Origin of the sequence: Streptomyces sp. NPDC012825 (assembly GCF_042900925.1) — a bacterium.
In the GTDB taxonomy this organism is placed as follows: domain Bacteria; phylum Actinomycetota; class Actinomycetes; order Streptomycetales; family Streptomycetaceae; genus Streptomyces.
Genome location: NZ_JBIBBZ010000008.1, coordinates 152,103 through 165,996, shown reverse-complemented (window position 1 = coordinate 165,996; position 13,894 = coordinate 152,103). Strand labels below are relative to the sequence as shown.

The following is a 13,894-nucleotide window of genomic DNA, read 5'->3' as shown; positions in this document are numbered from 1 at the left end:
GGGATGCGACGCGGTGCGGGGGGCCGGGTCAGGCGGCGTCGTCCGCGGCGTCGGTGTCGGTCGGCCCGGGCTCGGTGAGCAGCGGGTAGACGCCGTTCTCGTCGTGGTCCTCGCGCCCGGTCACGGGCGGGTTGAAGACGCACAGGCAGCGGAAGTCCCGCTTGACCTTGAGGGTGTGGCGCTCGTGCCCGTCGAGCAGGTACATCGTCCCGGGCACGATCGTGTACGTGAGTCCCGTCTCGTGGTCGGTGAGTTCGGCCTCGCCGGCCGTGCAGACGACGGCCTCGACGTGGTGCGCGTACCACATGGACGTCTCGGTCCCGGCGTACAGCACCGTCTCGTGCAGGGAGAAGCCGACCCGCTCGCGGGCCAGTACGATGCGCTTGCTCTCCCAGGTGCCCGAGGCGGCCTTCACGTGCCGCTCGGTGTTCTCCAGCTCGTCGAAGGAACGGACGATCACGGGGGTCCCCTTTCGCGGGTTCTGCGGTGGCGTGCGGTGTCAGGCGGTGTGGCGGACGGAGCGGGCCAGGATGCCGAGGCCCTCGTCGAGTTCGTCGTCCGTCGCGGTCAGCGGCGGGAGCAGCTTGACGACCTCGCCGTGCGGCCCGGACGTCTCCAGGAGCAGGCCGATCTCGAAGGCCCGCCGGCACACGGCGTCGGCGCGCTCCCCGTCGGCGAACTCCAGGCCCCACACGAGGCCGCGCCCGCGCACCGCGACGCCCGACCGCTCGTCGTCCCCGCACAGGTCGAGCAGGGCGCGTTCCACCCGGCCGGCCCGGTGCAGGGTGCGCTCGCACAGGGCGCCGTCGCGCCAGTACGCGTCGAGGGCGGCGGTGGCGGTGACGAAGGCCGGGTTGTTGCCGCGGAAGGTGCCGTTGTGCTCGCCGGGCTCCCAAAGGTCGAGCTCCGGGCGGAACAGGCAGAGGGCCATGGGCAGGCCGTAGCCGCTGATGGACTTGGACAGGGTGACGATGTCGGGCGTGATGCCCGCCTCCTCGAAGGAGAAGAAGTCACCGGTGCGTCCGCAGCCCATCTGGACGTCGTCCACGATCAGGAGCATGTCGTGGCGGCGGCACAGGTCCGCGAGGGCGCGCAGCCACTCGGCGCGGGCCACGTTGATCCCGCCCTCGCCCTGGACGGTCTCGACGATGACGGCCGCCGGGTGGTCGAGGCCGGAGCCGGGGTCCTCCAGGAGCCGCTCGAACCACAGGAAGTCGGGGACCTGGCCGTCGAAGTAGTGGTCGAAGGGCATCCGGGTGGCGTGGGGCAGCGTGACGCCCGCCCCGGCGCGCTTGGCGGAGTTGCCGGTGACGGCGAGCGAGCCGAGTGACATCCCGTGGAAGGCGTTGGTGAAGGAGACGACCGTCTCCCGGCCGGTGACCTTGCGGGCGAGCTTCAGGGCCGCCTCCACCGCGTTGGTGCCGGTGGGGCCGGGGAACATCACCTTGTAGGGCAGGGCGCGGGGCTCCAGGACCGCCGCACGGAAGGTCTCCAGGAAGTCGCGTTTGGCGGTCGTCGACATGTCGAGGCCGTGGGTGACGCCGTCGCGGGAGAGGTAGTCGAGGAGGGCGCGCTTGAGAACCGGGTTGTTGTGCCCGTAGTTCAGCGAGCCGGCTCCGGCGAAGAAGTCGAGGTACGGCCGTCCCTGCTCGTCGTACAGCCTGCTGCCGGAGGCGCGCTCGAAGACGACGGGCCAGGCGCGGCAGTAGCTGCGGACCTCCGATTCGACGGTCTCGAAGACGGAGGAGGGGGCGAGGTCGGTCAGGGTCACGGAGTCTCTTCTCCAAACGTGGTGCGAATGCGGGCGGGAGGGGGCTGCCGGGCGGCTCAGAAGGCCGCGGAGTCCAGGGGGCCGATGCGGTAGAGCATCTCGGCCTCGTGTCCCGCCGTGGGGAAGGAGGCGGCCGGGAAGAGGACCTCTCGCGTCACCTCGGCGCCGTGACGGCGCGCGTAGGACCGGAACATCCGGTCGGACGCCAGGTTTCCCGGCGTGACGGTCGCCTCCACGCGATCGAGTCCGTGCTCGGCCGCCACTCGGGCGGACAGAGCGTCGAGCAGGGTCCCCGCTACCCCGCTTCCGCGGTGCGAATCCTCCACGGCGACCTGCCAGACGAAGAGCGTGCCCGGCGCTTCGGGCCGCAGGTATCCGGTGACGAAGCCCACCGGCCGTCCGGAGGCGTCACGGGCGACGGCGGTCGTGTCGGCGAAGTCGCGGCACCACAGCAGGTAGCTGTACGGCGAATTGAGGTCCAGCTCTCCCGAGCCGCGGGCGATCCGCCAGAGGTCGGCGCCGTCCTCGATTCCGGCCGGGCCGACGGAGACGCCGCTGGTCCGGCATGTCGTAGGGGCAGTGGTCTGGGCAGTGGTCATGGGCGCCGAAGCTACCCAGCGGATCTTAGAACTTCCTGGGGCTGAGGGGTTGTTCGGGAGAGGGGAACGTGATAGTTGCACATGTCGCACCCATGAGGGGAATCCCACCTTTCCCCTACGGCGAATCCGACCAGAAGTAAACAAAACGACCGTTTATAACGGATGAGTAACGGCTCCACGGTGTGGGATTCGCGCTCTCGAAAAGCGTGAGAACATTTCGATTTTCGCGTTTGAAGACGCGAGAAGCGGTCAGGTGTAGAGGTCACCCCGTGCCGCGCCGTCCTCGTGACACGGCACGGAGTGCCCCGGTCGGCCTACCAGATCGCCTCGACCCACTCCGGGTGGTCGACGAACGGGTTCCGGTTGCCCTGGTAGGTGCCGAAGATGATGTCGTTGCGGCGCTTCTCGAAGGCGCTCGGCGGGTCCAGCTCGTTCCACTGCTTCAGGACCGAGAGCCGGCCGTGGTACGGGACGCTGCCGTTGGACGTCGAGTCGTTGGGCTCCAGGTCCGCCCAGGAGTCGTCGCCCTCGTAGCGGACGGCCATGTAGAGGAGCATCCGCGCCACGTCGCCCTTGTCCGCGTCGCGCGGCTCGAAGGAGTTGCTGTCCGTGTAGCTGCCGGGCGCGCCGCCGACCGCGCTGCCGCCGTTGTCGAAGTCCTTGTTGCCGCGGATGCTGTTGACCTGGACGTCCGCCGCGCGCAGATGGTGCAGGTCGGTGCCGGGGCCGGCCGAGGTGCCGAAGTTGCCGTGGGACTGGGCCCAGGTGTGCTCCCGGTTCCAGTCGCCCACGTCGCCCCCGTTGAGGGACTTGCTGCGCGATACCCCGCTGTAGAGCAGGATCACGTTGTTGGGGTTGCCCGGGTCCTGGTCGGTGGTCTTCAGGGCGTTCCAGACCGCGTCGTAAGAGATCTTGCTCTGGCTGCGGATGATGGTGTGCAGCGAGGACTTGAGGCCCGGACCGGTCTTGCCGATCGCGTCCTTGTAGTACGTGCTGTCGTACGGGGAGGTCGTGGCGCTCGCGGGAGCCGCGGCGACCGCGGGGAGGGTGAGGGTGACGAGGACGGCCGCTATGGAGGCCGCCCAGGCCTTCCGGCGACGGGGCTGTGCAACGGACATGGGGGGTGCCCTTTCCCGGTGGGGCACGCGGCCGAACGCGGCGACCGGCTCAAGGGCACCGCGCTCTACGCGTGTTGACTTCTTGTCAGCCGGGAGCGTGGCACGGGGGAGTGGCCCACCGTGTAACCGGGAGGAGGCGTTTCCGTGACGTTCTCGCATACGCGGGCACCGGAGGCCCGCCGAACGCGTCCGGGTGTCGTCAGAAGCCCCGGACGTCCACCGGTATCCCCTTCGGCTCCTTGATCCGCTTCATGATGATCTGGGAGTTGACCTCGGTCACCCCGGCCAGCGTCGTCAGCCGCTCGATCCACAGCCGCTCGTACGCCGCCAGGTCCGCCACCGCGATCCGCAGCAGACAGCCGGGACTCCCGAAGAGCCGGTACGCCTCGATCACGTCCGGCACGTCCCGGAGCGCCTCCTCGAAGGCCTCCACCGTCTCCCGGTCCCGCCGCACCTCCACCGAGACGAGCACCTCGAAGCCCCGCCCCACCGCCTCCGGATCGATGATCGCCCGGTAGCCCCGGATCACCCCGTCCCGCTCCAGCTGGCGCACCCGCCGCAGACAGGGGGAGGGGCTGAGGCCCACCCGCTGGGCCAGCTCCTGGTTGCTCAGTCGGCCGTCGTCCTGGAGCTCGCGCAAGATGTGGAGGTCGATTCGGTCCATGGCGCAACATCCTGCCACGAAGAGACGTTTCAGCGGCCCATTCGGCAATCGCATTGCGCACCGTTTGTCCTATCCTTGCGGACCCGGAGGCCTCTGGAGGGGCCTTTCGTGAGCCCTTTCCCCACGGGGTCGGGGCCCCCTTTCGGTACGGAGTCGAGGACGGCAGCCATGAAGCGGACGCACGACGGGGCAGCGCGCAGGATCGTCGTCATCAGCACCGGCGGCACGATCGCCAGCCGCTGGCAGGGCACCGGCTACGCGGCCGACGCCTCCGGCAGCGACGTCCTGGCCACGGCCCCCCTCCCGGAGGACGTCGCCGTCGAGGTCGTCGACCTCTTCAACGTCAACAGCTCGCGCATGACCGCGGCCCACCAGCTCGCCCTCCTGCGCACCGTCCACGAGACGCTCGCCGACCCCGGCGTCGACGGCATCGTGATCACCCACGGCACCGACACCCTGGAGGAGACCGCCTTCCTCCTGGACCTGCACCACACCGACGCCCGCCCGGTCGTCCTCACCGGCGCCCAGCGCCCCTTCGGCACCGGCGACGGCGACGGCCCCGGCAACCTCTACGACGCGCTCCAGGTCGCCTCCATCGTCCGCGACCTCGGCGTCCTCGTCGTCTTCGACGGACGCGTCCACGCGGCGCGCGGCACCGTGAAGTACCGGACCCTCGCCGCCGACGCCTTCTCCGACCCGACCGGCGAGCGCCTCGGCCGCGTCGGCTTCTCCCGCGTCGACGTCGAGCGCCGGCCCGAGCGCCCGGTCCCGCTGCCCCTCCCCGCCGCCGCGCGCACGGCGGAGCCCGGCGCCACCGGTGCCGCCCCGCTGCCCCGCGTCGACATCGTCACCCACCACTCCGACGGCGACCCGTTCCTCCTGAACGCGGCCGTCGCCGCCGGCGCCCGGGGCATCGTCCTCGTCGCCACCGGCGCGGGCAACGCCACCCCGGAGATCGCCGCCGCCGTCGCGGACGCGGTCGCCCGGGGCGTCCTCGTCGCCGTCACCACCCGCGTCCCCTCGGGACCGCTCGCCGAGATCTACACCGGCGGCGGCGCGGTCGACCTCGTCGCCGCCGGAGCCCTCCTCACCGGCACCCTCCGGGCCGCCCAGGCCCGGATCGCCGTCCTCGCCACGCTCCTCGCCGAGGAGGGCGGCACGGGCGCCCGCGCCACCGCGCTCCTGCGCCGGCTCCTCGACGGCCCGGTCCGCGCCGAACCGGCCCTCGCCACCCGCGCCTGACCGGCGCTCCCGGGACCCCGCTCGTCCAGCGCCCTCCTGAAGCCCCGCCCCCCGGGCCCGGTCAACCGCTTCCGCGGGCCGCCCTGAGGCACCGGGAGGGCGCGTCCGTACGGGTGAGGGCGCGGGACCGGCGGCAGCCCCGCCCGCCGAACGGGTACGGATCGCTGCACTGTCCCTCCGGTCAGATCGCCGCCCCGCCCCCGGTCAGGAGGAATGCCGTCCCATGCCCGTCCGCAAGGGCACCCCCGCGCTGCTGAGCGCCGGCACGCTGTGTGCCGCCCTGCTGCTCACCGCCTGCGGGACTCCCGCCGCCCCGCCCGCCCCCACGACCACTCCGGCCCGCACGACCACCCCCGCCGCCGCGCCAGCGCCCGCGCCCGCCGACGGCGCCCGTCCCGCCCCGGGCGCGCCGGGCGGAGCCGTCGGCGACCCCGCCGCCGCCCCGCAGTCCGCGGCCCGGCTCCCCGGTGTCGGCCCCGTCCTCCACGCCTCCGTCCCCGACGGCACCTCCCAGGCCCTCGTGGTCATCGGCGCCTCCGCCGACTCCAGCAGCTCCACCGCGACGCTCTACTCCCGCGACCCCGCCACCGGCTGGAAGGTCCAGGCCGGCCCCTGGCCCACCCACAACGCGCTCCGGGGCTGGACCGCCGACCACACCGCGGGCGACCTGCGCACCCCCATCGGGGTCTTCCGGCTCGGCGACGCGGGCGGCCGGCTGCCCGACCCCGGCGCCCTCCTGCCGTACGACCGGGACGACCAGTTCGCGATCAGCGGCACCGGCTTCCTGGGCGAACCCCTCGAAGGCTCCTTCGACCACGTCATCGCCATCGACTACAACCGGGTGCCCGGTCGCAGCCCCCTCGACAGGGAGCGCCCCCTCGGCGCCGAGAAGGGCGGCGGCGTCTGGATCCACGTCGACCACGACGGCCCCACCCAGGCCTGCGTGACCCTGGAGCGCGAGGACCTGCGCGAACTCCTGCGCGCCCTCGACCCGGCCCGGGAACCCGTCGTGGTCATGGGCCCCGCCACCGAACTGGCCCGCTGACACCGCCGTCCAGCACACACGCCGAAGGGCGCCCGGCTCTCCGCCGGGCGCCCCTCGGGTGTGTCTCCCGTCCCTCAGTTCCCGCCGGAGGCGACCGCCCCGCGGAACGACGCCGTGTGGCTGCGGACCTGATCCGGCGACAGGTACGCGTCGGTGTACTCGAAGTCCTTCAGCGTCCCCGCCTTCGAGGCCAGGAACCCGGTCCGCACGTAGTCGTCCCCGGCCAGGGCGTTGAGCACCCAGTTCGTCATCACCCGGGTCTTGGCCACGTTGGTCCGCAGCGCGCCCCAGTGGTAGGCGCGGGCCACGGCCTGCGCCGGCATCCCGTGCAGCTCGACGCCGAGCGGCTTCGACACCCCGTCCATCCCGCCGAGGTCCACCACGAGCCCCAGGTCCTTGTGCCGGTACGGGTGGAGCGGCTCGCCGCGCAGGGTCGAGACCAGGTTGTCGGCGACCGCCTTGCCCTGCCGCATCGCGTGCTGGGCCGTCGGCGGGCAGATCGCCCCCTCCTCGCCCTTGGCGAGGTCGGGCACCGCCGCCGCGTCCCCGAGTGCCCACACCCCGTCGAGCCCCGGCACGCACATCTCGGGCGTGACGACGGCCCGGCCCTTGAGGGTCTCCGTGCCGAGCGTGCCGATCAGCGGGCTCGCCGCCACCCCGGCCGTCCAGATCAGCGTCCGGCTCGGCAGCACGCGCCCGTCCGTGAGCGTCACCGTCTTCTCGTCCACCGAGGCCACCGACACACCGAGCGACACCTCGATGCCGCGCCGGGTCAGGATGTCCGTCGCCGCCTTCCCCAGCTTCTCGCCCAGCTCGGGCATGAGCCTCGGCGCGATGTCCACCAGGTGCCACTTGATGAGATCCGGATCGAGCCGCGGGTACCGCTTGACCGCGTTGTGGGTGAGCAGCTGGAGACAGGCCGCCGTCTCCGTCCCCGCGTAGCCGCCGCCGACCACCACGAACTGCAGCCGCGCGGCCCGCTCCGCCTCGTCGTTGCTGGCGTCCGCCAGGTCCAGCTGGGCGATGACGTGGTCGCGGACGTACACGGCCTCCGCGAGCGTCTTCATCCCGCGCGCGTACTCGGTGAGCCCCGGGATGTCGAAGGTCCGGGTCACGCTGCCGGGCGCGAGCACGATGTGGTCGTACGGCTCGTTCACGTACTCCCCGGAGATCGTCCGCACCACGCAGACCTTCGCGGCCGTGTCGATGCCGACCACCCCGCCGGGGACGATCCGGGTCCGGTGCCGTTCGCTGCGCCGCAGCGACAGGGCGACCGACTGCGGGGTCAGCACCCCCGCCGCCACCTGGGGCAGCAACGGCAGATAGAGCTGGTACGAGAACGGCGAAAGGAGCGTGATGACCGCCTCCCGCTCCGCCAGCCGCCTTTCGAGCCGCCGTACGCAGGCCACTCCGGCGAAGCCGGCGCCCACCACGAGAATCCTCGGTCGCGTCACGCTGTCCGCCCTTCCGTTATGAGCGTGCATGGAGCCACTGGTTGTGGCTGAGTATGACCATGGGGCAATTTTTCGCTGATTATCCGTGGTTCACCCTTTTTATCGTCATTGCGGCAGGATCGCTCTTCGGCATGGTCCGCTTCGGCCCCGTACGGCTGGGCGCCGCCGGTGTCCTCTTCGCCGGACTGCTGCTCGGCGCGCTCGACCCCGACATCGGTCCGGCCGTTCCGGCGGGCCTCTCCGTCCTCGGCCTCGCCCTGTACGTGTACACGGTCGGCCTGGAGGCGGGACCCGCCTTCTTCCGCGAACTCCGCCCGCAACTCGCCGTGATGACCGGAGCCGTCGTCGCCCTCGTCCTCACCGCCCTCGCCGTCGGCTTCCTCGGCAGCACCGTCCTCGGCATCGACGGCCCCTATCTGGCGGGCGGCTACGCGGGCATCGGCACCACCACTCCGGGTCTCGCCGCCGCCCAGGCCTCCTCTCCCGATCCGGCCCAGCCCGCCACCGGTTACGCCATCGGCTACCCCCTCGCGGTCGTTCTCACCATCCTTTTCGTGGCCGGTGTCGCCGCCGTGCGGAACTGGCCCTCCCGCCGCGACCCCGGCAGCGGCCTCCCCGCGGAGCTGATCACCCGTACCGTCGACGTCGCCCGGCCGGTCCGCTGGGCCGACGTCCCCGGCGCCGCCGACGGCCGGCTCCTCGCGAGCGTGGACCGTCCGGCGGGCGGCGTCCCCCGGGTCGCCCGCGCGCCCGACGCCCTCGCCCCGGGCGACCAGGTCGTCCTCGTCGGCGGCCCCGAGGCCGTCGCCGCCGGGGTCGAGGCCCTCGGCACCCTGGCCCCCGCCCACCTCCTCGACCGGCGCGACGTCGTCGACTACCGGCGCGTCCTGCTCACCAACCCCGACCTCGCCGGCCGCACCGTCGCCGAACTGGGCCTGGGCGACCGCTACGGGGCCAAAGCCACCCGCGTCCGCCGCGGCGACCAGGACCTCCTGGCCCACGACGACCTGCTGCTCCGGCTCGACGACCGGATCCGCGTCGTCATGCCCCGCGAACGCACCGCCGAGGTCACCGCCTTCCTCGGCGACACCGAGGCCCGGGTCAGCGAGGTCAGCGCCGTCAGCATGGGCCTCGGCCTCGCCGCCGGATTCCTCGTCGGCATCCCGAAGCTCACCGTCGGCTCCACGGTCCTCTCCCTCGGCACCGCCGCCGGACCCCTCGTCATGGCGATGGTCCTCGGCCGCCTCCGCCGCACCGGCCCCCTCGTGTGGGTCCTCCCGACCCGGGCCAACCTCACGCTCCGCCAGATCGGCCTGCTGCTCTTCCTCGCCTGCGTCGGCCTCACCTCGGGCTACGCCTTCCGCCGGGAGGCCTTCTCCCTCTTCGGCCTGAAACTCCTCGCCGTGCTCCTCGCCGGCGCCCTGCTCAGCTACGCCCTGATGGTCCTCGTCGCCCGGCTGCTCGGCCAGAGCCGCCCCCGCACCATGGGGCTCCTCGCCGGCTACGTGGGGAACCCCGCGATCACCGCGTACGCCAACAGCCGCGTCTCCGACAGCCGGGTCAACACCGGCTACGCGACCCTCTTCGCCCTCGCGATCATCGTCAAGATCGTCTGCGTCCAGCTGATCGTCGGCCTCTGAACCCCGCCCCGGGCCCCGGTGGTCGGCCTTCACGCCCCCGCCCGGGCCCCTCCGTTCAGAGCACCACGATCCCCAGGGGCCGCGACCCCGCCGCCAGCCGGCGGGTGTCGCCCGAGGCGAGGTCCACGACGGTCAGGCCGTCCCAGTACCCGTCCCGGGTGAACCCGCCGGTCACATAGGCCGTGCGCCCGTCCCGGGACACGGCCACGCTCTCGTGCGGCCCCTCCAGCGGATACACCCGCTCCTCGCCGTCCGGCGCGCGCACCGTCAGGGACGGCCCCCGGTCCGCGTCCGGATCGATCGGCCCCGCACCCACGGCGAGCAGCGTCCCGTCGGCCGTCACGGCCACCCCGTGCTGATGGGTGTTCGCGGCCATCGGCTCGACCGCCGTCCCGCCCGTCCGGGGATCGACCACGGCGAGCCGCTCGCCCTCGAACGGCAGGAGCAGCCTTCCGTCCGAGGGCCGCACCGCCGCGTAGTGCGGCTTGAGCCAGGAGCCGAGCCCGCCCTCCGTGCCGTACGGGGCGACCTCCACCCGCCGGGGCTCCAGCGTCCCCGCCGCGACGACCGTGACGTCGAAGGAGTCGTGGTTCGTCGCGTACACCTCGGTGCCGTCCCCCGACACGTCCACGTCGAACGGGCGCCGGCCGACCGGGACCGCGTCCGTGACCCGCAGCGCCGCCGTGTCGATCACCTCCAGGGCGCCGTTCCCGCCGGGCACGTTGACCCCCACGTACGCCCGGCTCCCGTCCGGCGCGAGCGCGACGCCCATGCCGCCGCCCCGGTACTCGCCCGTGGTCACGGGCCCGGTGTCCGTCCGGTACGGGACGAGGGCGAGCCGCTTCCGGGCGGCGGTGTCCACGACCGCCACCCCCTCGGCGGTCGCCACCCAGGCGCGCCCGTCGGCGCCGAGCGCCAGACCGTACGGCGCGGTGCCCACCTCCACGGACCCGGTGGCCCCCCGTACGGGGTCGACGAAGGTGACCGTGTCGGAGCCGAAGTCGGTGACGAGGAGGGTGCCGGGGGCGGGCCCGCCCCCGGGACCGGGGGAGGGGGCCGCGGTGACCGCCGGACCGGGGGCGGAGGAACCGGGGGCGGAGGAACCGGCGGCGGGGGAGCCGACGGCGGAGGAGGACGGTCCGCCGGACGCCGCCGGGTCCGTCGCGGCCGTGTCCCCGGAGCCCCCGGCGCACCCCGCGAGCAGCACGGCGGCCACCGCGCCGGGCAGGAGCACCCGGGCGGTACGGGACGGGCGGCGGGACTTCGTCATGACGGACTCCTCGGTACGGCGGCCGCGCGGACGGCCCCGGGGAGCCGGGCCCGCGCCCTGCACCGATCCTCCGCCCCGGCCCGCCCCCGTGCGGTCCGCCGGGCGGCCCCCGCCCCGTGGCGGGACGGACGACACCGGGGTCGGCCGAACGGACGATCCCGTTCCGCCCCGGGAGGGGCGCCCCGGTGGTTACGGTGACACGATGACCGCCCTCTGGCAGGAGTCCGCCCCGGGTGTCCTGCGGCTGCCCTCCGGGAGCCTGGTGCGCGGCCGGGGCCTGCGCCACCCGCTGCCCGGGGGCCCCGCCCCGACGTACGCCGTTCATCTCCTCGGCCGGACGCCGCCCGAGGTGTCCTGGGAGTCCGTCTGGCTGCGCTGGCCGGACTTCCGGCTCCCCGCCGACCGGGACACGGCCCGCGCCGTCCTCGCCGAGGCCCTGGAGCGCGCCGCCGGGGAGCGCGTCGAGGTCGCCTGCGGCGGCGGCCGAGGCCGTACCGGCACGGCCCTGGCCGTTCTCGCCGTCCTCGACGGGGTCCCGGCCGGGGAGGCGGTCGCGTACGTGCGCCGCCACTACGACCGGCACGCCGTGGAGACCCCCTGGCAGCGCCGCTACGTGCGCCGGTTCACGCCGTGACGCCTTCCGGCTCCTCCAGGAAGGACAGCGCCCGCTCGGCGCACAGCGCCGCCGCGTCCGGCGCGTAGGACGGCGTGCCGCGCTCCGTGAAGAGGTGCGTGCTCCCCGGGTACAGGAAGAGCTCCCGGTCCGCCGCGCCCGCCACCAGCTCGCGCGCCGCCGCCAGGTCCCCCTCACCGGCGAAGTACGGGTCCGCCTCCATGCCGTGCACCTGCACGGGCACGCCCTCCGGCCAGGCCGCGCCGAACGCGTCCACCGGCACGCACGCGCTGATCAGCAGGGCGCCGAGGGCTCCGGGACGGGTCTGGGCCAGTTTCTGCGCGGGCAGCACGCCGAGCGAGAGTCCGGCGTACACGAGGGCCTCCGGCAGTTCTCCGGCGATCCGGTCGGCGCGTGCCATGAAACCGGTCTCCGAGGAGTACGCGACTCCGGCCGCCAGGTCCTCGAACACACGCCCCTCGTACAGATCGGGCACGTGCACGGTGTGCCCGGCGCGCCGCAGTCCGTCGGCGAACGCACGCACGCCCTCCGTCAGCCCGAGCGCGTGGTGGAAGAGCAGAACCTCGGCCATGTCGTCGTCTCCTGGTCGCCGTGCGCGGCCCGCCCCCTCGTGGCACGAGCCGTCCCGGGAGGCAGCATGGCGCACGGCACCGACAACGCCCCGCCCCGAGGAGAGAGGACCGCTACCGCTGCGGCCGGTGCGCGACGACGGCGCCCGCCGCCTGACCCACGACGCCCATGGGACCGGTGACGCCCATCGGACCGCCCGGACCGCCCTGCCCCATCGGACCGCCCTGCCCTATCGGACCCCCGGCACCCATCGGACCCCCCGGGCCCGCCGGACCGCCCTGGCCCATCGGGGCCCCGGCGTGCGGCGCGCCCGCGTGCGCGACGCCGCCCTGCGGCGCGGGAGCGCCCGGCGGCGGAATCCGGATGACCCGGCTCAGGTCCCGCAGGACCTCCTCCGCGGTCTGGCGGACGTCACCGGGAACATCCCCCCGTTCCCGTATGAGCTCGGCGTAGATCGGTGCCGTGCCGTCCGCGTGGTTCATGGGGCTCGCTTCCTTCGTCTGCGCCGGCGTCCGTCACCGACAGGGCGACGGCGAGTCTACGGGGCACCGCCGACACCACCGGGCCCGGGAGCCCGGTCGTCACCCCGACGGACCCCTTCCGGTCCGATAATCACTGTTCTTCCCGTCGCTCCCGCCCGAGAATGGATCATCGCGACACCACGGGAGGGGACCCCATGAGCCAGGACACCCTGACTCTGCACGACCTGATGCCGTCCGACGAGCTCGCCGCCGCCCTCGCCGACGGGCACGTGACACGGAAGCGGCACCCCGAGCTGCCGCTGTCGATCTACACGTACACGCGCGCGTGCCAGTACGCCCAGCACTGGAACCGGGCCACCCTCCGCTGCCGCGGCCTCGTCGCCGACGACGGCACCGGCCGGATCGTCGGACTGCCCCTGCCCAAGTTCTTCAACCTCGCCGAGCACGCCACCGGCAGCCCCTACGCGCCCCCGCTGCCCGACGAGCCCTTCGAGGTGTACGACAAGGTCGACGGCAGCCTCGCCGTGGTCTTCCACTACGCCGGCCGCTGGCGCGCCGCCTCCAAGGGCTCCTTCACCAGCTCCCAGGCCGTCTGGGCGCAGCGCCGCCTCGACACCGCCGACACCACGGGCCTGACGCCCGGCACCACCTATCTCGCCGAGATGCTCTACCCGGCCAACCGGATCGTCGTGAACTACGGCGAGCGCCGCGACCTCGTGCTGCTCGCCGCCTTCGGCCCGGACGGCACCGAGGTGCCCCTCGCCGAGGCCGCCGCCTCCTGGGCGCCCCTCGGCAGCGTCGTCCGCACCTGGTCCGTCGCCACCCTAGGCGAACTTGTCGCCCTCACCGAGTCCAACACCCTGCCGGGCGGCCGCCCGGCCACCGGCACCGACGCCGAGGGCTTCGTGCTCCGCTTCGCCTCCGGGTTGCGCGCCAAGGCCAAGCTGAGCGAGTACGTCCGCCTCCACAAGGTGCTCACCGGCGTCACCGAGCGCGACATCTGGCGCGGTCACGGCATCCAGCGCTTCGCCGCCCTGCCCGCCGGCCGGGTCGCCAAGGGCCTCGGCTGCTCCCTCGCCGACGTCGAGGCCTCCGGCGGCAAGCCCCTCGACGCCCTCCTGGAGCAGGTCCCCGACGAGTTCGACCAGTGGGTGCGCGGGGTGGTCGCCGGTCTGGAGACGGCCGCCGCCGACCGCGAGCGGGCCGTCGAGGAGACGTACGCCCGTCTGTCCCACCTCGCCGGCGACCGGGCCGCCTTCGCCCGCGCCGCCGCCGGCCTGCCCGACAAGGGCCTGCGCGGCGCCCTCTTCCAGCGCCTCGACGGGCGCCCGACCGACCTCCTCGTCTGGCGGCAGATCCGCCCCGAGGCCACCGACCCCTTCGCCCACGACCAGGAGAACTGACC

Annotated in this window: 14 protein-coding genes; 5 read left to right on the top strand and 9 right to left on the bottom strand. The window is 73.7% G+C overall.

Features of this window, described 5'->3' with window-relative positions:
• Positions 1 to 28: 28 nt before the first annotated feature.
• The 5 genes from ACFY7E_RS19390 to ACFY7E_RS19370 all read right to left on the bottom strand — a co-directional run bounded on the left by ACFY7E_RS19390 (position 29) and on the right by ACFY7E_RS19370 (position 4,152).
• Positions 29 to 460, bottom strand: a complete 432-nt coding sequence (locus tag ACFY7E_RS19390; RefSeq protein WP_389486401.1) for an ectoine synthase — start codon at positions 458 to 460, stop codon at positions 29 to 31.
• Positions 461 to 499: 39 nt separating this feature from the next.
• Entirely contained in the window at positions 500 to 1,765 is a 1,266-nt protein-coding gene (ectB, locus tag ACFY7E_RS19385) for a diaminobutyrate--2-oxoglutarate transaminase (protein ID WP_389486534.1), read from the bottom strand.
• A 62-nt stretch (positions 1,766 to 1,827) separates the two neighbouring features.
• A complete protein-coding gene (gene ectA, locus ACFY7E_RS19380; RefSeq protein ID WP_389486399.1) occupies positions 1,828 to 2,370 on the bottom strand; it encodes a diaminobutyrate acetyltransferase in 543 nt (180 codons plus the stop codon).
• Between the two features lie 314 nt (positions 2,371 to 2,684).
• Positions 2,685 to 3,488 (bottom strand): endonuclease I family protein, encoded by an 804-nt coding sequence (locus tag ACFY7E_RS19375; protein WP_389486397.1) that lies wholly within the window; start codon positions 3,486 to 3,488, stop codon positions 2,685 to 2,687.
• 199 nt (positions 3,489 to 3,687) lie between these two features.
• Positions 3,688 to 4,152, bottom strand: a complete 465-nt coding sequence (locus ACFY7E_RS19370) for an Lrp/AsnC family transcriptional regulator (protein ID WP_389486395.1) — start codon at positions 4,150 to 4,152, stop codon at positions 3,688 to 3,690.
• Positions 4,153 to 4,320: 168 nt separating this feature from the next.
• Between ACFY7E_RS19370 and ACFY7E_RS19365 the strand changes: the two genes are divergently transcribed.
• Together ACFY7E_RS19365 and ACFY7E_RS19360 are read left to right on the top strand one after the other, a co-directional pair.
• Positions 4,321 to 5,394 (top strand): asparaginase, encoded by a 1,074-nt coding sequence (locus tag ACFY7E_RS19365; protein WP_389486393.1) that lies wholly within the window; start codon positions 4,321 to 4,323, stop codon positions 5,392 to 5,394.
• A 223-nt stretch (positions 5,395 to 5,617) separates the two neighbouring features.
• On the top strand, positions 5,618 to 6,439 hold the full coding sequence (locus ACFY7E_RS19360; RefSeq protein ID WP_389486391.1) for a hypothetical protein: 822 nt from the start codon (positions 5,618 to 5,620) through the stop codon (positions 6,437 to 6,439).
• 74 nt (positions 6,440 to 6,513) lie between these two features.
• Here the strand turns inward: ACFY7E_RS19360 and ACFY7E_RS19355 are convergent, their stop codons facing one another.
• A complete protein-coding gene (locus ACFY7E_RS19355; RefSeq protein WP_383446762.1) occupies positions 6,514 to 7,893 on the bottom strand; it encodes an NAD(P)/FAD-dependent oxidoreductase in 1,380 nt (459 codons plus the stop codon).
• A 53-nt stretch (positions 7,894 to 7,946) separates the two neighbouring features.
• On the opposite strand from ACFY7E_RS19355, the gene ACFY7E_RS19350 reads away from it, so the two are divergent.
• Positions 7,947 to 9,533 (top strand): TrkA C-terminal domain-containing protein, encoded by a 1,587-nt coding sequence (locus ACFY7E_RS19350; RefSeq protein ID WP_389486389.1) that lies wholly within the window; start codon positions 7,947 to 7,949, stop codon positions 9,531 to 9,533.
• A gap of 55 nt (positions 9,534 to 9,588) precedes the next feature.
• Here ACFY7E_RS19350 and ACFY7E_RS19345 read toward each other — a convergent pair whose 3' ends face one another.
• Positions 9,589 to 10,803 (bottom strand): YncE family protein, encoded by a 1,215-nt coding sequence (locus ACFY7E_RS19345; RefSeq protein WP_389486387.1) that lies wholly within the window; start codon positions 10,801 to 10,803, stop codon positions 9,589 to 9,591.
• 202 nt (positions 10,804 to 11,005) lie between these two features.
• Here ACFY7E_RS19345 and ACFY7E_RS19340 point away from each other — a divergent pair, with 202 nt between their 5' ends.
• Positions 11,006 to 11,437, top strand: coding sequence for a protein-tyrosine phosphatase family protein (locus tag ACFY7E_RS19340; RefSeq protein ID WP_389486385.1), 432 nt, complete (start codon positions 11,006 to 11,008; stop codon positions 11,435 to 11,437).
• Here the strand turns inward: ACFY7E_RS19340 and ACFY7E_RS19335 are convergent.
• Complete coding sequence (locus ACFY7E_RS19335) at positions 11,427 to 12,008, bottom strand: dienelactone hydrolase family protein (RefSeq protein WP_389486383.1); 582 nt, start codon at positions 12,006 to 12,008, stop codon at positions 11,427 to 11,429. The two genes, ACFY7E_RS19340 and ACFY7E_RS19335, sit on opposite strands and share 11 nt — an antisense overlap.
• A 112-nt stretch (positions 12,009 to 12,120) precedes the next feature.
• Positions 12,121 to 12,489 carry a hypothetical protein gene (locus tag ACFY7E_RS19330; protein WP_389486381.1) on the bottom strand — a complete coding sequence of 123 codons (369 nt, stop codon included), beginning with the start codon at positions 12,487 to 12,489 and terminating at the stop codon, positions 12,121 to 12,123.
• A gap of 194 nt (positions 12,490 to 12,683) precedes the next feature.
• Here ACFY7E_RS19330 and ACFY7E_RS19325 point away from each other — a divergent pair, with 194 nt between their 5' ends.
• Positions 12,684 to 13,892: an RNA ligase gene (locus ACFY7E_RS19325; RefSeq protein ID WP_389486379.1), complete on the top strand. Its 1,209-nt coding sequence runs from the start codon at positions 12,684 to 12,686 to the stop codon at positions 13,890 to 13,892.
• The last annotated feature ends 2 nt before the right edge of the window (positions 13,893 to 13,894 follow it).